21 protein-coding genes and 1 pseudogene are annotated in these 25,269 nt (G+C 65.2%); 13 read left to right on the top strand and 9 right to left on the bottom strand.

Annotated elements, in window-relative coordinates; genetic code table 11:
* From WS75_RS19420 to WS75_RS19410, 3 genes are all read left to right on the top strand, one after another.
* On the top strand, positions 1 to 3,800 hold a 3,800-nt coding region (locus WS75_RS19420), incomplete at its 5' end, for an RHS repeat-associated core domain-containing protein (RefSeq protein WP_059682215.1).
* Positions 3,801 to 3,812: 12 nt separating this feature from the next.
* The gene (locus WS75_RS19415; RefSeq protein ID WP_179948931.1) at positions 3,813 to 4,292 is read left to right on the top strand and encodes a hypothetical protein; all 480 of its coding nucleotides are present in this window, start codon (positions 3,813 to 3,815) and stop codon (positions 4,290 to 4,292) included.
* Between the two features lie 612 nt (positions 4,293 to 4,904).
* On the top strand, positions 4,905 to 5,462 hold the full coding sequence (locus tag WS75_RS19410) for a hypothetical protein (protein WP_156429824.1): 558 nt from the start codon (positions 4,905 to 4,907) through the stop codon (positions 5,460 to 5,462).
* 841 nt (positions 5,463 to 6,303) lie between these two features.
* Here WS75_RS19410 and WS75_RS34330 read toward each other — a convergent pair.
* The 4 genes and pseudogenes from WS75_RS34330 to WS75_RS19390 form a co-directional block, all read right to left on the bottom strand.
* Positions 6,304 to 6,501, bottom strand: a complete 198-nt coding sequence (locus WS75_RS34330) for a hypothetical protein (protein WP_059682207.1) — start codon at positions 6,499 to 6,501, stop codon at positions 6,304 to 6,306.
* A gap of 539 nt (positions 6,502 to 7,040) precedes the next feature.
* Positions 7,041 to 8,432, bottom strand: coding sequence for a GABA permease (gabP, locus tag WS75_RS19395; protein ID WP_059682205.1), 1,392 nt, complete (start codon positions 8,430 to 8,432; stop codon positions 7,041 to 7,043).
* A 468-nt stretch (positions 8,433 to 8,900) separates the two neighbouring features.
* Positions 8,901 to 8,987: pseudogene (locus tag WS75_RS34955) on the bottom strand (MmcQ/YjbR family DNA-binding protein); the annotation flags it as partial.
* A 110-nt stretch (positions 8,988 to 9,097) separates the two neighbouring features.
* Positions 9,098 to 10,360 (bottom strand): MFS transporter, encoded by a 1,263-nt coding sequence (locus WS75_RS19390; RefSeq protein ID WP_059682203.1) that lies wholly within the window; start codon positions 10,358 to 10,360, stop codon positions 9,098 to 9,100.
* A gap of 194 nt (positions 10,361 to 10,554) precedes the next feature.
* Between WS75_RS19390 and gcvA the strand changes: the two genes are divergently transcribed.
* From gcvA to ettA, 3 genes are all read left to right on the top strand, one after another.
* A complete protein-coding gene (gene gcvA, locus WS75_RS19385) occupies positions 10,555 to 11,472 on the top strand; it encodes a transcriptional regulator GcvA (RefSeq protein ID WP_059682200.1) in 918 nt (305 codons plus the stop codon).
* 89 nt (positions 11,473 to 11,561) lie between these two features.
* Positions 11,562 to 11,870: a DUF3761 domain-containing protein gene (locus WS75_RS19380; protein WP_059682198.1), complete on the top strand. Its 309-nt coding sequence runs from the start codon at positions 11,562 to 11,564 to the stop codon at positions 11,868 to 11,870.
* A gap of 189 nt (positions 11,871 to 12,059) precedes the next feature.
* Positions 12,060 to 13,727: an energy-dependent translational throttle protein EttA gene (gene ettA, locus WS75_RS19375; RefSeq protein ID WP_059682195.1), complete on the top strand. Its 1,668-nt coding sequence runs from the start codon at positions 12,060 to 12,062 to the stop codon at positions 13,725 to 13,727.
* A 128-nt stretch (positions 13,728 to 13,855) separates the two neighbouring features.
* Here the strand turns inward: ettA and WS75_RS19370 are convergent, their stop codons facing one another.
* From WS75_RS19370 to WS75_RS19355, 4 genes are all read right to left on the bottom strand, one after another.
* Positions 13,856 to 14,479, bottom strand: a complete 624-nt coding sequence (locus WS75_RS19370; RefSeq protein WP_059682193.1) for an HAD family hydrolase — start codon at positions 14,477 to 14,479, stop codon at positions 13,856 to 13,858.
* Positions 14,476 to 15,027 (bottom strand): cysteine hydrolase family protein, encoded by a 552-nt coding sequence (locus tag WS75_RS19365; RefSeq protein ID WP_059682192.1) that lies wholly within the window; start codon positions 15,025 to 15,027, stop codon positions 14,476 to 14,478. Before WS75_RS19365 ends, WS75_RS19370 begins: the two co-directional genes overlap by 4 nt.
* A gap of 62 nt (positions 15,028 to 15,089) precedes the next feature.
* A complete protein-coding gene (locus WS75_RS19360) occupies positions 15,090 to 16,904 on the bottom strand; it encodes an aminopeptidase P family protein (protein ID WP_059682190.1) in 1,815 nt (604 codons plus the stop codon).
* 18 nt (positions 16,905 to 16,922) lie between these two features.
* A complete protein-coding gene (locus WS75_RS19355; RefSeq protein WP_059682188.1) occupies positions 16,923 to 17,177 on the bottom strand; it encodes a hypothetical protein in 255 nt (84 codons plus the stop codon).
* 171 nt (positions 17,178 to 17,348) lie between these two features.
* Here WS75_RS19355 and WS75_RS19350 point away from each other — a divergent pair, with 171 nt between their 5' ends.
* The 7 genes from WS75_RS19350 (at position 17,349) to WS75_RS19320 (ending at position 23,463) form a co-directional block, all read left to right on the top strand.
* Positions 17,349 to 18,110, top strand: coding sequence for a response regulator transcription factor (locus WS75_RS19350; protein WP_059682185.1), 762 nt, complete (start codon positions 17,349 to 17,351; stop codon positions 18,108 to 18,110).
* 26 nt (positions 18,111 to 18,136) lie between these two features.
* A complete protein-coding gene (hemA, locus tag WS75_RS19345) occupies positions 18,137 to 19,435 on the top strand; it encodes a glutamyl-tRNA reductase (RefSeq protein WP_059465273.1) in 1,299 nt (432 codons plus the stop codon).
* A gap of 93 nt (positions 19,436 to 19,528) precedes the next feature.
* Positions 19,529 to 20,611 (top strand): peptide chain release factor 1, encoded by a 1,083-nt coding sequence (gene prfA / locus WS75_RS19340; protein ID WP_059682184.1) that lies wholly within the window; start codon positions 19,529 to 19,531, stop codon positions 20,609 to 20,611.
* A gap of 7 nt (positions 20,612 to 20,618) precedes the next feature.
* Positions 20,619 to 21,461: a peptide chain release factor N(5)-glutamine methyltransferase gene (prmC, locus tag WS75_RS19335; protein WP_059682182.1), complete on the top strand. Its 843-nt coding sequence runs from the start codon at positions 20,619 to 20,621 to the stop codon at positions 21,459 to 21,461.
* 67 nt (positions 21,462 to 21,528) lie between these two features.
* Complete coding sequence (gene grxD, locus WS75_RS19330) at positions 21,529 to 21,840, top strand: Grx4 family monothiol glutaredoxin (RefSeq protein ID WP_011883132.1); 312 nt, start codon at positions 21,529 to 21,531, stop codon at positions 21,838 to 21,840.
* Between the two features lie 13 nt (positions 21,841 to 21,853).
* On the top strand, positions 21,854 to 22,450 hold the full coding sequence (locus WS75_RS19325) for a UbiX family flavin prenyltransferase (protein ID WP_059607888.1): 597 nt from the start codon (positions 21,854 to 21,856) through the stop codon (positions 22,448 to 22,450).
* 221 nt (positions 22,451 to 22,671) lie between these two features.
* Positions 22,672 to 23,463 (top strand): DODA-type extradiol aromatic ring-opening family dioxygenase, encoded by a 792-nt coding sequence (locus tag WS75_RS19320; protein WP_059607887.1) that lies wholly within the window; start codon positions 22,672 to 22,674, stop codon positions 23,461 to 23,463.
* 108 nt (positions 23,464 to 23,571) lie between these two features.
* Here the strand turns inward: WS75_RS19320 and WS75_RS19315 are convergent, their stop codons facing one another.
* Positions 23,572 to 25,170 (bottom strand): APC family permease, encoded by a 1,599-nt coding sequence (locus WS75_RS19315; RefSeq protein ID WP_059682179.1) that lies wholly within the window; start codon positions 25,168 to 25,170, stop codon positions 23,572 to 23,574.
* Between the last annotated feature and the right edge of the window lie 99 nt (positions 25,171 to 25,269).

Here is a 25,269-nt window from a genome sequence, read left to right as displayed (position 1 = left end):
GCACCGGCAGCAGTATCAGCTTTGCCACGGGCAGCGAAACACTCAGCCACACCGACTTCACGCTACCCGGCCCATTTCCCATCTCCTGGACGCGTACCTACCGCTCCAGCCTGGGCGCCTTCGACGATGGCGAGTTGGGCGCGCGCTGGATCACGCCGTACACCACGCGCTTCGACGTGCGGGGCGAAGGCCTGCGCTACCACGGCGCCGACGGCCGCAGCCACGACTACCCGCTGCCCAAGGTCGGACAGTTCCATGAAGATCGCATCGAAGACCTCACGCTGGTTCGTGTACGCGATCACGAGTTGGTGCTATGTCGTGGCTACGAACGCCGCGAGACCTACCAGCGCCACGGCGACCGCTACCTGCTGGTGCGGATCGAACTGCGCGGCGGCGCCGGCATGCTGCTCGGCTACGACCACCGCGTTGGCAATCGCGCGGTGCTGTCGGACCTGATCACCTACCAGGACGATCCCAGTCAGCCGCATACCCACCTGGGCACTCTGGTGGACGAGGCGGGCCGCATCACCGGCCTGTGGCTGATGGGCGAGCACGAACCCCTGCGCCGTCTGAGCCTGTACCGCTACGACGAAGCGGGAGACCTCACGCTGGCACAAGACGAGAATGCTGCCGCATGGACCTACCAGTACCAGCATCACCTGATCACCCGCTACACGGACCGCACCGGCCGCGGCATGAACCTGGTTTGGCAGGGCGAGGGCGCGGATGCCAAAGCGGTGCGCGAATGGGCCGACGACGGCAGCTTCGACACCCGCCTGGAGTGGGACGAGAACATCCGCCTCACCTACGTCACCGATGCCCATGGCCAGGAGACCTGGCACTACTACGACCACCTCGGCTACACGTACCGCATCATCCATCCCGATCAGCGTGAGGAATGGCTGTTCCGCGATGAGGCGAAGAACGTCGTCCAGCATATTCACCCGGACGGCAGTGAAGACCGCTACGCCTACGACGAGAACGGCAACCTGCTGGAGCACATCCGCGCCGATGGTTCGGTTGTGCACTACGCCTGGGACACTCAAGACCAGCTCATCAAGATCAGCGATGCCGAGGGCGGCCTCTGGCTGCGCGACTACGACACCCGCGGCCGCCTGACGGAGGCCATCGACCCGCTGGGCAACAAGATCGAGTACGCGTACAACCTGATGGGCCTGCCGATCGGCATCACCGATGCCAACGGCAAGACCAAGCAGCTCGAGTACAACGCCAGCGGCCAGCTCACCCGCTACGTGGACTGCTCGGCCAAGGCCAGCGAATGGGCCTACGACGCGCGCGGCCAGCTTGTGCAGTTCACCGACGCGGCGGGCCAGGTCACCCGCTACCGCCACGAGGCCGGCCAGCTCGCCGCGATCCGCTACCCGGACGATACCGAAGAGCACTTCGAGCGCGACGCCGAAGGCCGGCTGCTGACCTACATCGATGCGCTGGGCCGGCGCACTGAATGGGACTACACCGAGGCCGGCCTGCTGGCCAAGCGGGTGGACGCCGCTGGCCAGACCCTGCTCTACCAGTGGGACAAGCTCGGCCAGCTCACCGCGCTGCGCAACGAGAACGGCCGCGATGCCGAGTTCCACTACGACCCGGTGGGCCGTCTGCTGGCGGAAACCGGCTTTGACGGCGCCATCACGCGCTACGAGTACGAGGAGGCGACCGGCAAACTGGCGCGAGCCATCGACGGGCAGCGCATCACCGCCTATACCTTCGACCCGATGGGCCGCCTCACCGAGCGGCGCGCCGCGCTGCAAACCGGCGACGCGAGCCCGCGCCAGCAAGACTGGCAGGTCGAGACCTTCGCGTACGACCTCAACGGTAACCTGGCACTGGCGACCAACGCCGACAGCCGCCTGCACTGGTTCCACGACCCGGCTGGCAACCTGGTGCGTGAGCACCAGCACTACAGCCGCCTGGGCCAGCCGCTGGTGGGCGTGTGGCAGCACGAATACGATGCGCTGAACCAGCGCATCGCCACCGTGCGCCCGGACGGCCACCGCGTCAGCTGGCTCACCTATGGCAGCGGCCACCTGTTGGCTCTCCAGTTGGATGAACGAGAACTGGTCAGCTACGAGCGCGACGACCTGCATCGCGAGGTCGCCAGAACACAAGGCAACCGCTTGCTGCAAACGCAGCAGTGGGACGCCATGGGGCGGCTGAGCGAGCAGGTGCTGACGCGCGACACGCCTGCGCCCACACACACCGCAGGCGGTAACCGCCTGCTGGTGCGTCGCTACCGGTACGACGCCAGCGGCCAGCTCACCAACATCAACGACACGCGGCGCGGGCAACTCGCCTACCGCTACGATCCGGTGGGCCGCCTGCTCGAAGCGCAAAGCCGGCTCGGCCATGAGACGTTCGACTTCGACCCGGCCAGCAACCTGATCGACCCGGCCGAGCAGCGCGAAGCCGAGCGCCAGCGCATGCCGCGCATCAAGGCACTGGACAACCTGCTCAAGCAATACGCGGGCACCCACTACCAGTACGACGCGCGCGGCAACCTCACGCAGCGTTGGCACAACGGCAAGGAAGGCCGCTTAACCTGGGACCTGTTCGACCGCCTGACCCACTACGAAGACGAGCGTCTGAAGGTCGACTACACCTACGACGCGCTTGGCCGGCGCTTGTCCAAGCACAGCCAGGCGCACTACGAGGAAAGAAGCGAAGCGGGGCCACACTGGAACCGCGCCGAGCGTGTGAAGCGCAACCGCGAACTGCAATGCGGCTTCACGTTATATGGCTGGGATGGCGACACGCTGGCGTGGGAGAGCAAGATCGCCGACGAGGATGGCTTTGGCGCACGCACCACGCACTACGTCTACGAGCCGGGCAGCTTCGTGCCGGTGGCGCAGGCTGTGCGCGAGGAAGCCATCGAATTGCTCGATCAGCCCGAGTACGGCGATTACTACCGGCAGGATGAAGACCCGCTGTGGGGCCCTCCGCCGCCCGCGCCACCGATCAACAGCCTGGCGTGGTACCAGTGCGATCACCTCGGCACACCGCAGGAGCTGACTGACGAGCACAGCGAGATTGCGTGGAGCGCGGAGTACCGCGCGTGGGGAGTCGCGCAGGAGGCGATCAGGAAGGCATCGGGGAAGGCGCCGATCGCCAATCCCATCCGCTTCCAGGGGCAGTACCATGACCATGAGACCGGGCTGCATTACAACCGGCACAGGTACTACGATCCTAGTAGTGGGCGCTTCGTATCGAAAGATCCGATTGGGCTTGCAGGCGGGTTGAGTCTGTACCAGTTCGCACCGAATCCTGTGGGATGGATGGATCCGTTGGGCTTGAGTGGCTCCATTGCGGTGCCGGCGCCCATTTCGATACCCAACTCCGTACCCGTACCATCAGTCAAGCCGGCGGGGTTGCTCTTACCACTCCTTTTGACAGGTGATACCCCCAATCGGCTGCCGTACTACCATGCGACGTATACAAGGACTCATCCAATCACACAGCAGGTGTATTGCGGGCGAACTTCAGGGTATGGTGATCCCAATACGCTGGTGCGCCGGCGAGGGCTACAGCAAGGCCATCTGAATGCAGAGGGATTTGCTCCCCCGGTCTTGGATAAGTTCTCTGTTAATAGAGATGCAATACGTGGGCGGGAGCAACAGCTCATAGATTTCCATGGTGGCGCTCAAAGTGTTGGCGGGAGCACAAGAAACATGATTAATGGGGTCGGGGATTGGAATCCACGCGGCTTCTTGTATGACGCTGCTTCGACAGCGGAATTTGGAGCACTTCCGGACAATTCCCCATCTAGATTCAGAATTTTGAAATAGCGAGTGAAATTCATGACGAGAACATCGCAAAAAACAGCTGAACTGATGAAACTTCTTGGGATATTCGACCAAGTCGTTTCTCTCTTGGCAAGTTACCAACACCCGGTGTTGCTGAAATTTAAGGATTCTTGGGAGGCCGGTCGTAACAAATACTCTCAAGCACTAGCTGAGGGCGTCTCTGCTTCAACTTTGACTGAGGGAGTAAAACAAGGACTCAGAGGGGCCAGCGATTTTATGAATTACATACCGACCACCGAAAGAAGGGATTTTATAAAAAAATACAACCAAATTATATTAAATGATTTCCCTGAATTCTTTGATAAGGATGAAAAAAAGATAGGCGCCATCATTAAACGGGGGAAAATTAGGAGCGAAGATGAGTTCTATCTTGTAGAGTTTTTCTTCGAGCGCCAGCATGAAGCGAATCCGGACGGGGAGGACTCAATCGCTCTGCGCCGAATCATGGATGAGTTTGAATTTGGAGGGCGGTGAGTTTGATGCTGGCCAAGACGGCTCCGGATGACAGGTCTAACCGCCCCATGTACCCCGCCGTAATCTGGGCCTCCTGACTCAGGACGCCAAGGGGGCTATGAATGGGTGAGGCTCTCCGTAACGTTCAATAGATCGCAAATAGGGAATTTTTATGCGGGAAGACATCAAACAAGCAATCGAATGCTGGGCCTCTAGGCCAACTTGGTTCAGTTCGCATCCCAGCGATGCCAGGGAGCTTAGGCAAGCAATATCCAACCTTAAAAGGCTTGTGCCACGTCCTACAGAAAGTGAACTGGTAGCTGTCATATACCATCGGGTAAAGGATCTGCCGGCGATGCTCGGAACCCCCGTGGACATAGAAAAGGCGGTAGCAGAGTTCGCTTCGAAGATGGCTGCACGGATCTAGATTTTGTATTGCACCGTGCTGTTCCGAAGTAACTGCCGTAGCCTCCGGTTCCCGGGCGTCGTAGAGCTCCAAGTGATCTCACCAAGATGGCCAAATCGATGACCAGAAATGGCGGAAAAAAATCGCAGTGACCTTCCGGACGGCCAAGCCCGCTCGGACAAGAAATGTCCAAGGTGTAGGTGTTCGGTGTAGAGGGTAGTGATCCTATGAATGATTACTTCAACGATTGCAAACGTTCTTCGCGGTCTGAGGTAGCAACGGCGGTCCCCTGGATGTTGGTTGCGAAGGAACTGAAAGGTGATCTCCCATTCTTCGGCACCGTTGGCCTGATTTGCGGGCTGGTTCAGTGGGTGGGCTATCGGCATTTCGACAAGGCGAATTGGGGCTCTGAACTGCTTCAGGAACACATCGCCTTCAATTCGCTACTGTTGACCGTGATGTTTCTGTGGCTCGCCAAAGGAATGGTCGAGCGGCTACGCACCACACGCGAATATCCCCGCTTCACGGCATTCGTTGCCCACGTGTCCGCTCGTGCTGTGGCGTTCGCCTCCGTTGCGGCTGCAGTTATCGCAGGTTTCGCGCTTGCAGCAGCTCTGTGCGGCGCCTTCGGTCATGCCTTATGGTTCATGTTCTTCGCAATGTATTTCGTCGCGCTAGCCGAAATCGCCGCGAATCCATTCTTTCCGCCGGGACATTCCAGAGCCTACGCGGTGTCCATGGGGATCATCATCTCCATGCCATTGAGCATCACATTGATGCGATGAAACGTCTGTGGGCTACACGGACCAATCGATAGGCGGTCAAGTTGGCCTAGTTGATGCATAGATGATTCGCCCCCGCGCCCTAGCCGTTTGGCAATCATGGGGTTTGGCCTTTTCATTGGTTAGACCGCAGACGGAAGGTGGAGCAATGGCCTAGGTGGAGCGTGGCCGCAAGTGGCCGTTCTGCAGCAAAAGTTCAGCCGCCAATTCGCCGGCGCGCGCCGGTAGCCCCAAGAGCCTGCGTGCCCGGGCAAGATGGGCCTGTGCCACCTCGGGCTCGGCCGGCTTGTACTCGGCTTGAGGCGGAGTGGCTGACGCTGCGGGGGCTCCCTTGTGGACAGGAGCATTAGCCGGTTCCGGGCTGGTGGGCTTGCGTGCCGCCCACGAGCGGAACTCCCCTGCAAAGACGCGCTTCACCAAGGCGAAAAAGTAGGCCACGGCATTGCGCACGGCACCCAACTGCACACAGGCCTCCAGTTCATCCAGCACGGCTTGCCGGTGTTCGCCTGGGAGACACCGCAAGGCCGTCCGCACGTCGCGGTGCTGGTCTGGGGCCATCCTAGCCAGGCAGGGTGGTAGCTGCAGCGCAGGCCCCATTGCAGGCTGGTTTCCTTCTTGCGCGCCCGCGCGGTACGTACGTACTTCTTTTAAAGAATTTTTATACGTACGTACTGGCGAGCCTGGCCTGCCTTGCTCTGGTGTGGTCTGCATCAGACCGAATTGAACTGCGCCCTTATCCCTCGGCGCCGTAGCGGGCGAAGTTGCAAGCGAGTCATCAGCCACCTACTTCGGGAGCACACCCGAAGCGCCCCCCGGTGATGGGGGCTCGTCATCGTCCCGACGGTCAGGCTCGATGGCAGCGCAACACCATCAAGCTGCGGGCAGCGGTTTCAAAGCCTGCGCGCTGTCCCAGGGGAACGGTGGTCAGGTACCGGCGCAACTGGTTGTAGCTCATGAGCTGACTCAGGCCATCCGCCCCCTTGAGCATATTCAGCACCTGCCAGCCGTTGCGCTCCAAGAGGGTTAGGCGAGGATCCAGCATCAGGGCGGCGGGGTAGCGAATTCCTTGGTCAAGGAATGTGGCGGGATGACGTGCATGGCGTTTGCTCCAGAAATGGGGCCATCGGCCCAATGCCAAACATCTCACCCGAGTCGCCTTGATTTGTCAGGCAACAATGCGGTCTGGCTCATACCCAGTTTTTTGCAGCCCGTGCCTGTTGCTTCGCATGCCGGGCAGTGCTGGTTTATGATTCAATCACTGCATGCGATACCCCCACGCATTCACTTTGGGGGTACAACCGGGGGTACTTCCCGAAGGTGCCTAAGCCTCGCCAAACCTCTTCTGCAGTGGTGAGCTAATAAGGACGAGGCTTCCCGGCCGGTGGCTTTTCAGACTTCCGCTTCAACGTCTGATACGCGCAATGCACGATGCCGCGCGATACGCTCGGCATCGCATGATGCGCATCCGGCACGAAAAGCAAATGGGCCGATTGGCAAATGCCAATCGGCCCATTTTTCATCCGCGGGCTTGCCCGTCGGCCAAAGACGAGCCCCCCTGCCCGCCTTCGGATCGTCACGTCATCACGTCGCCGACACCCGCCGCCCAGCACCTGCTCGCGCATCACGACCGCGCTTGTTCAACCACGAAGCAAACAACACGAGCAGCGCGAGCACGGCCGTCGCGCCCACTTCCATCCGGTGATCCTCGCTGACGAACATCACGGTGAGCGTGCCGCAGATGAACAGAATCACAGCCCACGTGAGCCACGGGAACAGCCACATCCGCAGCGTCAGGTCGGCGCCGCTCGATTCGAGCGTCTTGCGCATCCGCAGCTGCGAGATCGCGATCACGAGATACACGAGCAGCGCGATCGCGCCCGACGTCGCCAGCAGGAAGCCGAATACCTGCTCCGGCATCAGGTAGTTTGCGATCACGGTCAGGAAACCGAATGCGGTCGATGCGAGCACGGCCGCACGCGGCGTGCCGGTCGAATCGGTGCTATGCAGGAACGCGGGCGCGTCCTTGCGTTTGGACAGCGAGAACAGCATCCGCGATGCGGTGTAGAGCGCGGAATTCAGGCAGCTCGCGACGGACACGAGCACGATCACGTCGATGATCGCCTTCGCGTTCGGCACCCCGATCAGTTCCATCGCGCGCTGATACGAGCCGTGCTTCGGCAGCAGCGGATCGTTCCACGGCACGATGGCCGCGACGACGAGGATCGAGCCGAGATAGAACAGCGTGATACGCCAGATGACGGAGTTCGTTGCACGCACGATCTGGCGTTGCGGGTTGTCCGACTCGGCGGCCGCGATCGTCACGATCTCGGTGCCGAGAAACGAGAACATCGTCGTCAGCATCGCCGCGAGCACCGCGCCGGCGCCGTTCGGCATGAAGCCCTGGTGCGCGAAGAGGTTCGACACGCCCGATACGGCCGGCGCGGGCACGATACCGACGATCGCCGCGCCGCCGATGCACAGGAACACGACGATCGCGACGACCTTGATCAGCGCGAACCAGAATTCGAATTCGCCGTAGTTCTTGACCGAGAAAAGGTTGGTGATCGTCAGCAACAACGTGATGCCGAGCGCGAAGATCCAGGTCGCGACGCCGGGGAACCACGCATTGAGAATGGTCGCGGCGGCGGTCGCCTCGATCGGGATCACGAGCACCCAGAACCACCAGTACAGCCAGCCGATGGTGAAACCGGCCCAGTGACCGATCGCGCGATCAGCATAGGTCGAGAACGAACCGCTGTCCGGATGCGCGACGGCCATCTCGCCGAGCATGCGCATCACCAGCACGACCAGGACGCCCGCGATCGCATACGCGAGGATCGAAGCCGGGCCGGCCTCCGCGATCGCGTGGCCGGAGCCGACGAACAAGCCGGCGCCGATGACGCCGGCAATCGACATCATCGTCACGTGACGCTGCTTCAGACCCGTGCCGAGGCTTGTCTTGCTTCCACTCATGTGTCTCTCTCCAAAAAACGGTTCCGATATGACCGGGTATCGCATGAAGGCGGCGCGGGATTTGTCGTTGTTGAATCCGGCAGCCCGCAGCGCATGCGCGGCACGCGGGCAGGGAACAGGATCGAGCCTGTTCCGGTCGGTGCGCGACGCAGTCTGCGAAGCTGCGGGTGCGATGCGGCACACGGGGCGCCGGCGCATCGCGTGCGCCCTTTCCGTCGGCTGTTGGCCAGCCGCCTTCGAAGCGAAGGAGTGTAAGCATCAAACGGTTCTTGACTAAGAACCAATTGAAGAATTTCGATGGAACCACTTGTTGCATCGATGCGAACCGATGCAACGCTTGGTCCGGTTCGGCGTCCGCTCAGGAGCCGCCGGATCGGGAAATAGGCGGTGAGACATGCCCGCCCGACATCGCAACGGACGCATTCCGTCAAGGAGGTTGGCGTGCCGCGCAGGCGCTGCGCCGGATGCTCAGATCGCGCCGCCCGGCCCTGCGTCCCGCCATTTGGCCGGCACGATCGCGTGCCATTCTCGCAGAAGCAGGTTTTTCACGGCGTCAGTCACGATGCGCCTCCGCCCGTTGGTGATCGACGTCCCGGACACCGTAGCGGAAATCGGGAAAGGCGCCTAGCCGAGCGGCGTCTGGCTGCGCGCCCGGCGACGCGCGTCTAGCGGCCGGCCGCGCGCGCCGCCACCGGCGCGCGACCCGTGGTGGCAACGATCGCGAACGCGATGGCATTCGCAGCCGCGCTGGCCAGGATCGGCACGAGATAGCCGCCGCCCGCGTCGTAGATGAAACCAGCGGCGGCAGGCCCGATCAGCGTGCCGAACGCGACGCTCGTGTACAGCATGCCGATGATCGCGCTCACGTTGCGGCCGCCGAAGTAGTCCATCACGACGGCCGGCAGCACGGCGACCCAGCCGCCGTAGAACACGCCGAACACGAGTGCGAACGCGGCCAGCGTCGCGACGCTCCCGGCACCGGCCCACGCTACGAGCGCGGCCGCCATGCCTGCGAACATCGCGAGCAGCGACGCGCGGCGGCCGAAGCGGTCGGCGACGCCGCCGAGGAAGAAGCGCCCTGCCGTGCTGCCGACGCCGATCGCGCCGAGCAGCAGCACGGCCGTCGACTGCGCGACGCCGTGATCGAGCGCGTACGGCACGAGATGCACGAACGGCACGAACACGCCGAACGAGCAGACGAGGCATGCCGCATACAGGCTCGCGAACGGTCGCGACGTGACGGCTTCGCGCACGGTCGCGCCGGCGGACACCGATGAAGTGGCACCGCGCTGCCCGTCGCCCGATTGCGCACGCGCCGCATCGCCGTCGGGCAGCAATCCGCGCCCGCGCGGATCGTTCTCGATCAGCAGCGACATGCCCGCGCCCACCACGACCGCGATCGCCGCGAGGGTGACGTACGCGCCGCGCCAGCCGACGTGCGCGATCAGCGCGGAGGCGAGCGGCGGCATCACGAGCGTGCCGACGCCGATCCCCGCGACCGCGAGCCCCGACGCGAAGCCGCGCCGCCGCACGAACCAGCGTTGCACGGCGCCGACGGCCGGCACGTACGCGCAGCCAACGCCGAGGCCGACACCGAGCCCGTACGCGACATAGACCTGCAGCAAAGTATGCGCGGCACCGGCCGCCGCGAGACCCGCGGCCGTCAGCACCATGCCGGCGACGGCGAGCCGCCGTGAGCCGAAGCGATCGGCAAGCGGGCCGCTGACGATGCCGAAACCGAAATACAGGAAGCCGGCCAGCGAGAACACGAGCGAGATCTGCCCGCGCGATGCCGCGAAATCACGCTGCAGCGATTCGACGAACGCGCTGAACGTGTACGCACTGCCGAAGCCGACGAACGTGACCGCAAACGCGGCCGCCACCACATACCAGCCGTAGAAGACGCGCGATGCGCGCAGGCTGCTCATGACGATCCTCCTTCCAGATTCCGCCGGACGCCGCACGGCACCCGGATTGCCTCATGGATATAGTTGAACTATGTTGATCGCATCGGCAGCGCAAAACCCGCTCACCACGGATACGATCCAATGCAACAACGGTACTCGTGCATGCTCGTCGCCTCAAACGATATTTCGTCGGTCTTTCGCTTTAGAAAAACTCAATGATCCGTTCACGCCTTCCACCGCTCAACGCGTTGCGTGCGTTCGAGGCGGCCGCCCGCCACCTGTCGGTGAAATCGGCGGCCGAGGAGTTGTCGGTCACGCCCGGGGCGGTGAGCCAGATGATCCGCACGCTCGAAACGCACCTCGGCGTACAGCTGTTCGAGCGCGTGAATCGCGGCATCCTGCTGACCGCCGCGGGCCGCGACTACCTGCCGCCCGTGCGCAACGCGTTCCGGCAGATCGCCGACGCGTCGCAGCGTGTGTCGGGGGCCGCCGACAGCGGCGTGCTGACGGTGAGCGTGACACCCTTTTTTGCGTCCGCGTGGCTCGTGCCGCGCCTCGCGAAGTTCCGCGACGCGTGCCCGGACGTCGACCTGCAGATCGTCGCGAGCCACGCGCTCGCCGATTTCTCGCGCGACGGCGTCGACGTCGCGATCCGCCACGGTCTCGGCCGCTACATCGGGCTATGCAGCGAACGGTTGCTAACCGTGGAGATCGTCGCGCTGGCGGCGCCGGCACTCGTCGCGCGGCTGGGCCTTCCGGCCACCCCCGCCGACCTGGCCGGATGGCCGCATCTGCACGACGCCGAGCGCAAGGGCTGGCACATCTGGTTCGACGCGCAGCGAATCGCTGATTTCGGCCCGCCGCGTGGCCCCGCGTTCGACGATTCCGGCCTGTTGCTGCAGGCGATCCTCGCCGGCCAGGGCGCCGGCCTGCTGCCGGCGGCGATGGTGCGCGACGAACTCGCGAGCGGCCGGCTCGTGCAGCTTGCCGACGTCGCCTGGCTCGACGATTTCGCGTACTACCTCGTCTATCCGCCGCATCATGCGGAACGCGCGAAGGTCGCCGCGTTCCGCCGATGGATTCTCGAGGCCGCACAGGCCGACGGCGCGGCATCGATGACCGGCGCGGCGTAGCGTCGCTGCCCCGCAGGGCGGCGGCACCGAACTTCGGCCGATCGGCTAACATGCGGCCCGCACCCGACAACGACATCCGGAGAGCGACCATGCCTGCCCTGCTCCGCCGCATGACGCGCATCGCGACCCTGTCGGCCGCGCTGTTCGTCGCGTGTGCCGCGCTGCCGCCCGCGGCGCACGCGTATCGCGCGTCGCCCGGCTACGCTAACGAAGCCGACCTCGACCGGCACGACACGTACCGCAATCGCGACGGCGAAACCGTCCACGCGCCGGCCCACTCGAAATCGGGCCGCGTGCCCGAGGGCGCGAGCGCGCGCTGCCGCGACGGCACGTACAGTTTCAGCCGCCATCGGCGCGGCACCTGCTCGGGACACGGCGGCGTCGCCGCGTGGCTGTGAACGCGGGTCGGCCGGATGGCCTGCGCGGTGCCAGCGGCAGCCGGCGGCGAAGTACAATACGCGCTCGCGCCGCCAACCCGCGGCGACACCGCCGCGCCCCGCGCGGCACGCTCCGTACCGAATTTCCCGACGCCACGCACGCCCGCGAGCTGCGCGGCCGTCTCAACCTTTTCTGACTTTCACACCCAAATGGCCCAATACGTTTTCACGATGAACCGGGTCGGCAAGATCGTGCCGCCCAAGCGCCAGATCCTGAAGGACATCTCGCTGTCGTTCTTTCCCGGCGCGAAGATCGGCGTGCTCGGCCTGAACGGCTCGGGCAAATCGACGCTGATCCGCATCATGGCGGGCGTCGACAAGGACATCGAAGGCGAAGCAACGCCGATGCCGAATTTGAACATCGGCTACCTGCCGCAGGAACCGCAGCTCGACCCGACGAAGACGGTGCGCGAAGCCGTCGAGGAAGGCCTTGGCGACCTGTTCCAGGCGAACAAGAAGCTCGAGGAAATCTACGCCGCGTATGCGGAACCGGACGCCGACTTCGACGCCCTCGCGGCCGAGCAGGCGAAGTACGAAGCGATCCTCGCGTCGAGAGACGGCGGCAGCCCCGAGCAGCAGCTCGAAGTGGCCGCCGACGCGCTGCGCCTGCCGCCGTGGGACGCGAAGATCGAGCACCTGTCGGGCGGCGAAAAGCGCCGCGTCGCGCTGTGCAAGCTGCTGCTCGAGAAGCCGGACATGCTGCTGCTCGACGAACCGACCAACCACCTCGACGCCGAATCGGTCGACTGGCTCGAGCAGTTCCTGGTGCGTTTCCCGGGCACGGTCGTCGCCGTCACCCACGATCGCTACTTCCTCGACAACGCGGCCGAGTGGATTCTCGAACTCGACCGCGGCCACGGCATTCCGTGGAAGGGCAACTACAGCAGCTGGCTCGACCAGAAGGAAGAGCGCCTGAAGCAGGAAGAAGCGTCGGAATCGGCGCGCCAGAAGGCGATCAAGAAGGAACTGGAGTGGGTGCGCCAGAACCCGAAGGGTCGCCAGGCGAAATCGAAGGCGCGTATCGCGCGCTTCGAGGAGCTGAACAGCCAGGAATACCAGAAGCGCAACGAAACGCAGGAAATCTTCATTCCGGTCGGCGACCGCCTCGGCAATGAAGTGATCGAGTTCAAGAACGTCAGCAAGTCGTTCGGCGACCGCCTGCTGATCGACAACCTGAACTTCAAGATTCCGGCCGGCGCGATCGTCGGCATCATCGGCCCGAACGGCGCCGGCAAGTCGACGCTGTTCAAGATGCTGACCGGCAAGGAACAACCGGATTCGGGCGAAGTCGTGCTCGGCCCGACCGTGAAGCTCGCGTACGTCGACCAGAGCCGCGACGCGCTCGACGGCTCGAAGACGGTGTTCGAGGAAATCTCGGGCGGCGCCGACGTGCTGACGGTCGGCAAGTACGAAACGCCGTCGCGGGCGTACATCGGCCGCTTCAACTTCAAGGGCGGCGACCAGCAGAAGATCGTCGGCAACCTGTCCGGCGGCGAACGCGGCCGCCTGCATCTCGCGAAGACGCTGATCTCCGGCGGCAACGTGCTGCTGCTCGACGAACCGTCGAACGACCTCGACGTCGAAACGCTGCGCGCGCTGGAAGACGCGCTGCTCGAATTCGCGGGCTCCGTGATGGTGATCTCGCACGATCGCTGGTTCCTCGACCGGATCGCGACGCACATCCTCGCGTTCGAAGGCGATTCGCAGGTCACGTTCTTCGACGGCAACTACCAGGAATACGAAGCCGACAAGCGTGCGCGTCTCGGCGAGGAAGCCGCGAAGCCGAAGCGACTGCGCTACAAGCCGATCAGCCGCTGAACGGAGCGGCCCGGGCACCCGGCAACGCGGCGCCGGATGCAGAAAGCGGCCGCTGCCGGCTCGGCAAAACGAAAAAGCGGGCTCGTGGCCCGCTTTTTTGCATCCCTCTGCCGTCGTCTGCCAGAAGGCTACGCGAGCGCGCCCAGCTCGCGCAAACGCGCCTCGGTCGCGGCCGCGCTCGTGTGATGAATGCCGTGCCAGCCGAGCGCCGTCGCGGCCGCCGCGTTCTTCGCATTGTCGTCGATGAACACGAGTTCGTGCGGCGCGATGCCCGGCAGGAACGGATCGATCCGCGCATGCATTTCGCGGTAGATCGCCGGATCGGGTTTCACGAGTTTCACGCGGCCCGACACGACGATGTCCTTGAAGCGCCGCAGCACCGGGAAGTTGTCCCACGCATACGGAAACGTCTGCGCTGACCAGTTGGTCAGCCCGAAGAGCGGCATGCCCTGCGCATCGAGCCGGTCGACGAGCGCGGCGCCTTCGTCGAGCACGCCGCCGATCATCTCGTGCCAGCGCGCGTAGAACGCGCGGATCAGCGCCTCGTGCGCCGGAAACTTCGCGACGAGCTCGCTCGTCCCTTCGTCGATCGTCTGCCCGCCGTCCTGGCGGATCACCCACTCCATCGCGCACACGTGCGTGAGGAACCAGCGGCGCTCGGCTTCGTCCGGAATCAGTTGCCGGTACAGATACTCGGGGCTCCAGTCGATCAGCACGCCGCCGAAATCGAACACCACCGCCTTGATCGTCATGCGAACTCCGCGGCGAGCACGTCGGCAAGCGGACGCGGCGTCACCGAATTGCCCGACAGCGTATTGTTTTCCCACACGAAGTGGTGATGCGCGACGATCTGTGCGGCCGACAGGTGCGTGCGCTCGTTCGTCGTATGCAGGTCGGACACGACGGTCGTCCGATAGCCGAGCAGTGCCGCGCGGCGCGCAGCCGAATCGACACAGAACTCGGTCGCATAGCCGCAGATCAGCACCGAACGGATGCCGTGGCCGTCGAGCTGCGCGGCGAGCGGCGTGTCGTGGAACGAATCGCTCATCTGCTTGCGGATGCGCCAGTCGGCACGACCGACGATCAGTTCCTCGTGCAGTTCCCAGCCGGGCGTGCCGGGAACGATATCGTCGTCCGCGTCGCCGTCGTGCTGCACGAAGCACACGGGCGCGTTCGCCGCGCGCGCCGCCGCCGTCAGCCGGTTGATGCCCGACACGACGTCATCGAGCCGGTACGCGGGCCGCGCCCGCTGCACCAGTCCGCGCTGCATGTCGATCACGATCACTGCGGTGTCTGCCATCGGTTGCCCTGTCGATCATGGTCCGGCCGTCGTGCGGCCGTTGTCGCTCGTTGCGCGTTGCGTCAGATCGGCTGCGTGCGCGCGTCGAGCCACGCCTTCGCATCGCCGCTCACGTGCCGGCCGACGCGCTCACGCACGGTCGCGTGATACGTGTTCAGCCACGCGCGCTCCTCTTCATGCAGCATCTCGACCAGCACGCAGCGCGTGTCGATCGGACAGAGCGTCAGCGTCTCGAACGCGAGGAAGTCGCCGAACTCGGTCTGCCCGCCCGCGCGGTTCACGACCAGGTTCTCGATCCGGATGCCCCATTTGCCGGGCCGGTACACGCCCGGCTCGATCGACGTGATCATCCCCTCTTCCATCGCGGTGTACGGCTCGGCCGGCGCGTAGTGCGAGATGACCTGCGGGCCCTCGTGCACGTTCAGGAAGTAGCCGACGCCGTGGCCGGTGCCGTGGCCGTAGTCGAGCCCGGCCGCCCACATCGGCGCGCGCGCGATCGCGTCGAGCATCGGCGAGCGGATGCCGCGCGGGAAGCGCGCACGCGACAGCGCCATCATCGACTTCAGCACGATCGTGAAATCGCGGCGCTGCAGGTCGCTGACCGTGCCGACCGGCACGACGCGCGTGATGTCGGTCGTGCCGGTCACGTACTGGCCGCCCGAATCGACGAGCAGCAGGCCGTCGCCGGCGATCGTCGCGTGCGACTCGGGCGTCGCGTGATAGTGCGGCATCGCACCGTTCGCGTTGAAGCCGGCGATCGTCGCGAAGCTCGGCGACACGTAGCCGGGGCGCCGTGCGCGCGCGGCAGTGAGCTGCTCGTCGATCGTCAGCTCGGTGATCGTCTCGCGGCCCACCGCCTGCTCGAACCACGCGAAGAATTCGGCGAGCGCGGCGCCGTCGTGCTCCATCGTCACGCGCACGTGCTCGATCTCGGCGGACGTCTTGCGCGACTTCGCGAACGTCGACGGGTTCACGGCCTCGACCAGCTTCACGCCGGCCGGCACGGCCTCGAGCGTGCCGAACGTCACGCGGCGCGGGTCGATCAGCAGCGTCGCGCCGTCGGGCAACGCCGCGAGCGCCGCGCGCGCGGCGTCATACGCGCGAACCTCGACGCCGTCCCGCGCGAGCGACGCGGCCAGCGCCGGCGACACCTTGCCGTCGGCGACGAACAGCGTCGCGCGATCGGCGCCGATCATCGCGTGCGCGACGAACACGGGGTTGAAGTTGACGTCGGCGCCGCGCAGGTTGAACAGCCACGCGAGATCGTCGAGCGTCGACACGAAATGCCATTGCGCGCCCTGCGCGTGCATCGCGCGGCGCACTTCGGCGAGCTTGCTTGCGCGCGTCGTGTCGGCCTGCGGCGCCACGTGCTCGAACACCGCATCGCCCGGCAGCCCCGGGCGCTCCGGCCAGATCGCGTCGAGCAGGTCGAGATCGGTGCGCAGCGCGATGCCGCGCGCGCTCAGCGCGGCCGTCAGCGCGCGTGCCGCCGCGACGCCGAGCACGGCACCGTCGACACCGACCGTCGCCCCGGCCGGCACGTTCTGAGCGAGCCAGTCGACATGCGGCGCGCTTTGCTGCCCGCCCGTCATCTTCATCAGCTGGACGCCCGTGCCGGCGAGTTCCGCCTCGGCCTGCACCCAGTAACGGCTGTCGACCCACAAGCCCGCGAAATCCGCGGTCACGACCAGCGTGCCGACCGAGCCCGTGAAACCGGACAGCCAGCGGCGCGCCTGCCAGCGCTCGGGCAGGTACTCGGACAGGTGAGGATCGGCGGACGGCACGAGATAGGCGGCCAGGTCCTCGCGGACCATCGCACCGCGCAGCAGCGCGAGGCGGGCCGGCACCGACGAGACTTCGGGGAGACGGGCATTCATGATTTCACCTGAGAGCTTTCAGCGACGGGAAGACACCGCGACCGTCACGGCTACGGCGAGGAACGCGACACCGGTGCAGACCGGCCATTCGAGCGTTTCGCCATCGTAAAACAGTCCAGAGAGATTGCCGGCCATGCGCGCGGCGGCGGCGCCTGCGATGCCGACCAGCACCGCGATCCACCATGCCGGCCGGCCCGTGCGCCGCATCGGATGCAGCCACCGGCCGAACAGCCCGACGGCCGCTCCCAGGACAAGGATTCCAAACCAGTTCATTCGACGCCTTCTATAAATTCAGATTCGTCCCATAGGCGTGAACGTTGCCAGCGACTAGCATCGATTCATCCATCGAACCCGAGACCAGCCGGGCGCCGCGAACATTCGAGTGTAGGGGCCGACCCGACGTTATGGCAAGCGCGCTCCGGCAGCCGTATTGAAGAAATCCTCATGCGAATCGCCCTGATCGATCCGGAAGCACGTCATGCTGCGCTCCTGAACCGCCTCCTCTTCGCCGGCGGTCACGTGTGCCACGCGTTTCCGTCCAGCACCGCGTTCTTCGAGTGGCTCGCCACCGACACCTGCGACATGCTGATCACCTGCTATTGGGCCGGCGATCAGCCGGCCGAGGAAGTCATTCCGCGTGCGCAAGCGATCCTGCCCGGCCTGCCGGCCATCGCCGTGATGCAGCTGCCGCGCGAAAGCGAAGTCGTGTCATGCCTGCACGCGGGCGCCGACGACTGCCTCGTGCGCCCGGTGAGCGGGCCCGAGCTGCTCGCACGGGTGAACGCTCTGAGCCGGCGCGCTGGCGTCCGGCGGCCGCCGAATCGCTCCCGCGAAATGTATGGAGAATACGCATTCGATGCGACCCACGGCCTCGTGCGCTTCGGCGACGTGGTCGTCGCGCTGACGCCGAAGGAGTTCCGCTTCGCGCAATTGCTGTTCGCGAACCTGTCCCGGCCCGTGTCGCGCGCCCATATCCTCGAAACCGTGTGGGCCCGCCGCCGCGACATGAAGTCGCGCACGCTCGACACGCACGCGTCCCGGCTGCGCAGCAAGCTGCAGCTGCTTCCGGAACATGGCTACCGGCTTCTGCCGCTCTACGGCTACGGCTATCAGCTCGACCGCGTGCCGATCGAACCCCCAAATTCGAGGCCACGCCACGCTGATGCCCGGTATGCCGCGAGTGAGGAAATCACTGAAACGCTATAATATGGCGCTAAACGATAGCCCTCGATATGCAACTCCTCACGATCGGAATCAATCACCACACTGCGCCTGTCGCCCTGCGCGAACGCGTGGCGTTTCCGCTCGAGCAAATCAAGCCGGCTCTCGTCACGTTCAAGAACGTGTTCCTCGGCCCCCAGGCGCCCAATGCGCCCGAAGCGGCGATCCTCTCCACCTGCAACCGCACCGAACTCTATTGCGCGACCGATGATCGGGCCGCACGCGAGGGGGCGATTCGCTGGTTGTCGGAGTACCACCGGATTCCGGTCGACGAGCTCGCACCGCACGTCTACGCGCTGCCCCAGTCGGAAGCAGTCCGGCACGCATTCCGCGTCGCGTCGGGCCTCGACTCGATGGTGCTCGGCGAAACGCAGATTCTGGGCCAGATGAAGGACGCGGTGCGCACCGCGACCGAAGCCGGCGCGCTCGGCACCTACCTGAACCAGCTGTTCCAGCGGACGTTCGCCGTCGCGAAGGAAGTGCGCGGCACGACCGAGATCGGCGCGCAGTCGGTGTCGATGGCCGCCGCCGCCGTCCGCCTCGCGCAGCGCATCTTCGAAAAGGTATCGGATCAGCGTGTGCTGTTCATCGGCGCCGGCGAGATGATCGAGCTGTGCGCGACGCACTTCGCCGCGCAGAGCCCGCGCGAGCTCGTCGTCGCGAACCGCACGGCCGAACGCGGCCAGCGGCTCGCCGAACGCTTCAACGGCCGCGCGATGCCGCTGTCGGATCTGCCCGCCCGCATGCACGAATTCGACATCATCGTGTCGTGCACCGCGTCGACGCTGCCGATCATCGGCCTCGGCGCGGTCGAACGCGCGGTGAAGGCACGCCGTCATCGGCCGATCTTCATGGTCGACCTCGCCGTGCCGCGCGACATCGAGCCGGAAGTCGGCAAGCTGAAGGACGTGTTCCTCTACACCGTCGACGATCTCGGCGCGATCGTGCGCGAAGGCAACGCATCGCGCCAGGCCGCGGTTGCGCAAGCCGAGACGATCATCGAGACGCGTGTGCAGAATTTCATGCAGTGGCTCGACACGCGTAGCGTCGTGCCGGTGATTCGTCACATGCATACGCAGGCCGACGCACTGCGCCGCGCGGAAGTCGAGAAGGCGCAAAAGCTGCTCGCGCGCGGCGACGATCCGGCGGCAGTCCTCGAAGCGCTGTCGCAAGCGCTCACCAACAAGCTGATCCACGGCCCGACGAGCGCGCTCAACCGCGTGAACGGCGCCGATCGCGATTCGCTGATCGACCTGATGCGCGGCTTCTACCAGCACGCGCCGCGCTCGAACGACCAGTCTGGCCACTAGCGCCGGCCGGTTGCTCTGCCGCCGGCCGGTCGCTGTCCCGCCGCCGGCCTATCCTTTCCGAATACCCTTGCCCCGGGAGCGCCGCTCCACACCATGAAGACGAGCATGCAACGCAAGCTCGACCAGCTGTCCACACGGCTGGCCGAACTGAACGACCTGCTGAGCCGCGAAAACGTCACGGCCGATCTCGACCAGTACCGCAAGCTGACGCGCGAACACGCGGAACTCGGCCCGGTCGTCGAGCAGTACGCGCTGTGGCGCCAGTCGCGCAACGACGAAACCGCCGCGCAGGAGCTGCTCGCCGATCCGTCGATGCGCGATTTCGCCGAGGACGAGATCCGCAGCGCGCGCGAGCGCATGGCCCGCCTCGAGGTCGAACTGCAGAAAATGCTGCTGCCGAAGGATCCGAACGACGACCGCAACATCTTCCTCGAAATCCGCGCGGGCACGGGCGGCGACGAATCGGCGCTGTTCGCGGGCGACCTGCTGCGCATGTACCTGCGCTTCGCGGAACGCCAGCGCTGGCAGGTCGAGATGATGTCGGAGAGCGCGTCGGATCTCGGCGGCTACAAGGAAGTGATCGTGCGGATCGCGGGCCAGGGCGCGTATTCGCGCCTGAAGTTCGAGTCGGGCGGCCATCGCGTGCAGCGCGTGCCGGCGACCGAGACGCAGGGGCGTATCCATACGTCCGCGTGCACGGTCGCGGTGATGCCGGAAGCCGACGAGATCGGCGAGGTCGAAATCAATCCGGCCGACCTGCGGATCGACACGTTCCGCGCATCCGGCGCAGGCGGCCAGCACATCAACAAGACCGATTCGGCGGTGCGCGTCACCCACATCCCGACCGGGATCGTCGTCGAATGCCAGGACGACCGTTCGCAGCACAAGAACAAGGATCGCGCGCTGAAGGTGCTTGCCGCGCGCATCAAGGACAAGCAGTATCACGAGCAGCACGCGAAGGAAGCGGCGACGCGCAAGAGCCTGATCGGCTCCGGCGACCGCTCGGAGCGGATCCGCACCTACAACTTCCCGCAGGGCCGGATGACCGACCACCGGATCAACCTGACGCTGTACCGGCTCGAGGCGCTGATGGACGGCGATCTCGACGAATTGATCAGCGCGCTCGTCAGCGAGCACCAGGCCGAACTGCTCGCGTCGCTCGGCGACGCCGACTGAGATCGCGATGCCCGACACCACCGCCGACGATCTGCTGCGCGCGTCGCCGCTCGACGCCGTCGATGCACGCGTGCTGCTCGCGCACGCACTCGGCTGGACCCGCACGCAACTGATCACGCGCGGCGACGTGCCGCTCGACGCTGCCGCGGTCGAACGCTATCGCGCGCTCGAAGCGCGCCGCGTGGCCGGCGAGCCGGTCGCGCAGCTCGTCGGGATGCGCGAATTCTTCGGCCGGCCGTTCGACGTGACGCCCGACGTGCTGATCCCGCGCCCGGAAACCGAACTGCTCGTCGAAGCCGCGCTCGACGCGATCGACGGCCTGCCTCATCCGGCCGTGCTCGATCTCGGCACCGGCAGCGGCGCGATCGCCGTGTCGATCGCGGCCGAGCGCCCCGATGCGCGCGTGTGGGCGCTCGACCGTTCGCCGGCCGCGCTCGCAGTCGCGCAACGCAACGCGAACAAGCTGCTCGACGCGCGCCGCCCCGGCGGCCCGCTGCACTGGCTGCAGAGCGACTGGTACGCGGCGCTCGATCCGGCACTCGCGTTCGACACGATCGTCAGCAACCCGCCGTACATCGCGCAGCACGATCCGCACCTCGCGCAGGGCGACCTGCGGTTCGAGCCGCGCGGCGCGCTCACCGACGATGCCGACGGTCTCAGCGCGATCCGCACGATCGTCGCAGGCGCCGGCGCTTACCTGAGACCCGGCGGCACGCTATGGATCGAGCATGGCTACGACCAGGCCGAAGCCGTGCGCGCCTTGCTCGTGTCACACGGCTTCATCGCGGTCCAGTCGCTCGCCGATCTGGCCGCGATCGAACGCACGACGGGTGGCCGCCTGCCCGGCTGATGGCCGGCCCGTCCGGTTGAAATCCGCTATCATTTCGTTCTAACGCCCCGCAAACGCAAGGTCAGTCATGGACACCCAACAACGTATCAAGCAAATCGTCGACGAAAACCAGGTCGTGCTCTTCATGAAGGGCAACGCGCAATTCCCGATGTGCGGCTTCTCGGGCCGCGCCGTGCAGGTGCTGAAGGCCTGCGGCGTCGACCAGTTCAAGACGGTCAACGTGCTGGAGGACGACGAAATCCGCCAGGGCATCAAGGAATTCTCGAACTGGCCGACCATCCCGCAGCTGTACGTGAAGGGCGAATTCATCGGCGGCTCGGACATCATGATGGAGATGTACCAGTCCGGCGAACTGCAACAACTGTTCGCCGCCGCGTAACGCCCCTTTCCCGATGGCATCTCCCAGCGCGCCGCCACGCCGGCTGATCGTCGCGATCACCGGCGCCACCGGTGCGGTCTATGGCGTGCGGCTGCTCGAATTGCTGCGCGCCGCCGGCGGCGTCGAAACGCATCTGCTGGTTTCGAACGCCGGCTGGCTCAATATCCAGCATGAACTGAAGCTGCCCAAGGCCGAGGTCGAAAGCCGGGCGGATGTCGTGCATTCGGTGCGCGATGTCGGCGCGACGATCGCATCCGGTTCGTTCGCGACCGATGGCATGGTGATCGCGCCCTGCTCGATGAAGACGCTCGCGAGCGTCGCGCACGGCCTGTCGGACAACCTGATCACGCGTGCGGCCGACGTCACGCTGAAGGAACGCCGCCGTCTCGTGCTGATGGTGCGCGAAACGCCGTTCAACCTCGCGCATCTGCGCAACATGACCGCCGTGACCGAAATGGGCGGCATCGTGTTTCCGCCGCTACCCGCGTTCTACGCGATGCCGAAGACGATCGAGGAACTCGTCGACCAGACCGTCACCCGCGTGCTCGACCTGTTCGCACTCAGTGCACCGATGACGACGCCGTGGGCCGGCATCAGGCCGGCAGGGTAAGCCGCTCGACACGGCGCTTCGGCGTCGTTCTTCACGCATCTTCGCTGATTCAGCCGTCTTCCCGCTCGATCCGGCAACTTCGAGCCCCCGCCTGCCGCCGAACGCCCGAAGCCGGCCGAATTATCAACCTACACGATTCAATCAAATTCCATCCAGCCGATTTATCAATATTTGGTGTGCGTCTATAGTCACAGGCAAATCCCTTTTGCAGGCTCCCCACCATGAACCGCTTGCCCTCGCTTTACCTGTCCCACGGCGCCCCGACGCTGCCGATCGATCCGACACTGCCGTCCGGTGCGTTCACGCACCTTGGCGCCGAATTGCCTCGCCCGCGCGCGGTGCTGATGTTGTCCGCGCACTGGGGCACGCAACAGCCGGTCGCGAGCGTGGCCGCGCATCCTGAAACGATCCACGACTTCTACGGCTTCCCGCGCGCGCTGTACGAAATCCGGTACCCGGCACCCGGCGCGCCCGAGGTCGCCGAACGGGCAGCCGCGCTGCTGAACGCGGCCGGCATCGCGACCGCGACGACCGAGCACGGCCTCGACCACGGCGCGTGGGTGCCGATGCTGCTGATGTTCCCGGAGGCTGACGTGCCCGTCGCACAGTTGTCGATCCAGCCGCGCGCGGACGCAGCCCATCACTTCGCGCTCGGCCGCGCGCTGCGGCCGCTGCGCGACGAAGGCGTGATGGTGATCGGCTCGGGCCAGATCACGCACAACCTGCGCGCGGCCGATTTCAGCGCGGCGCCCGAAGATGCGGACCCACGCGTCGCGGAATTCACCGACTGGTTCGAGGCGAAGCTCGCCGCGCGCGATGTCGACGCGCTGCTCGACTATCGCCGGCAGGCGCCGCACGCGGCGCTGATGCATCCGACCGACGAACATCTGCTGCCGGTGTTCACCGCGCTCGGCGCGGCCGACGACGACTATCAGCTCGGCATCCAGTCGCTCGGCACGTATCAACGCGTGCTCGCGATGACGAACTACGTGTTCGCGAGCGCAGCCGCCTGAATCCGGCGACACGGCCGGCGGCCGCAAACAAAAAGCCCGCCCGAGCAGCGCTCGGACGGGCTTTTTTTACGCTTTCCGCCACCGCCGATTCCGGTGGCGAGTCACGCGTCAGGCACCGACCCCTTCGAGGATCTCGTCGTGCGACTCGCGCTCGTCGAGATACTGGGTCCGGTAGCCGGTATTCACGCCCCAGAAGTAGAACACCAGCGAGATGGCCGCGACGATCAGCATGTCCCAGCCATACGGCAGCACGCCGTGACCGCCGAACTCCTTGCTGCCGATCAGCGACAGCACGGCCATCGTCGGCAGGTAGGCGACCAGCCACCACGCGGCCTTCAGGTCGGCGCCCCAGCCGGTCCAGCCCGACTTCGCCTGGAAGTAGAAATACACCGGCAGCGCGACGATCATCAGCAGGATGATTTCGCCCGTCAGCGGCCACTTCGCCCAGTACAGGATCAGCGACGCGCAGACGAACGCGAACGGTGCAATCAGCTTCATCAGCGGGATCGACAGCGGACGCTCGATGTCCGTCGCCGCGCGGCGCAGCGCCATCAGGCTGATCGGGCCGGTCAGATACGAGATCACCGTCGCGACCGAGATCACCGCCGCGAGCGAGCTCCAACCGCGGAAGAAGAACAGGAAGATGAACGACACGAGCAGGTTGAACCACATCGCCTGGCGCGGCACACCGTAGATCGGATGCACGTTGCCGAACATCTTCGGCATCGTGTTGTTGCGCTCCATCGCGTAGATCATGCGGGTGGTCGTCGCCATGTAGGTCGTACCGGTGCCGCTCGGGCTGATGAACGCGTCGACATACAGCAGGATCGCGAGCCAGTTCAGGTTCAGCGCGATCGCGAGTTCCGCGAACGGCGACGAGAAGTTGAAGTGCGACCAGCCCTTCGCGACGTCGGCCGGATTCACCGAGCCGATGTACGCCATCTGCAGCAGCACGTAGATCACGAGTGCGATCAGGATCGAAGAGATCACCGCGAACGGCACGCTGCGCGACGGGTTGCGCGCTTCACCGGCCAGGTTCACCGGGCTCTGGAAGCCGTTGAACGCGAACACGATGCCGCTCGTCGCGACCGCGGTCAGCACGGCCGACCAGCCATACGGCGCGAAGCTCGCATTCGACGCGGTGCCGAGGTTTTCCGAGTGGAAGCTCGACAGCATCAGACCCAGGATCGTGAGGCCGGGGATCAGGAACTTGAAGATCGTGATCGCGGTGTTCGCCCGCGCGAACGCCTTGACGCCCCAGTAGTTCAGCATGAAGTAGATGACGACCAGCACGGCGGACAGCAGCAGGCCGGGTGTCGTCAGCTCGCCGTTCACGAACAATGCGTGCGCCCACGGATACGGCCACGTGCTCATGTACTGGATCGATGCTTCCGCTTCGATCGGAATCACCGATACGATCGCGATCCAGTTCGCCCACGCGCTGATGAAGCCCACCAGCGAACCGTGCGAGTAGCGCGCGTAGCGCACCATGCCGCCCGACTCGGGGAACATCGCGCCCAGTTCGGCATACGTCAGTGCAATCGCGAGAATCACGACCGCGCCGATGATCCATGCGCAAATCGCTGCCGGACCGGCAATCTTCGCAGCCTTCCAGGCGCCGAACAGCCAGCCCGAGCCGATAATCGAACCCAACCCCGTTAGCATCAGTGCAAACGGGCCGATGTTCCGTTGAATAGAACTCTTCACATCCTCTCCTATGTCTCAAAAAGCATGGTCGGCCTGCTCTCCGGGATCGGCTCGGATAGCACCGCGCATGCAATTTTGGGGGGAAGGATCACCCGATCG

The organism is Burkholderia sp. FL-7-2-10-S1-D7 (assembly GCF_001524185.1).
GTDB lineage: Bacteria > Pseudomonadota > Gammaproteobacteria > Burkholderiales > Burkholderiaceae > Burkholderia > Burkholderia diffusa.
Note: the sequence above shows the minus strand (reverse complement) of the source record. Positions and strands in the feature narration are given on the sequence as shown.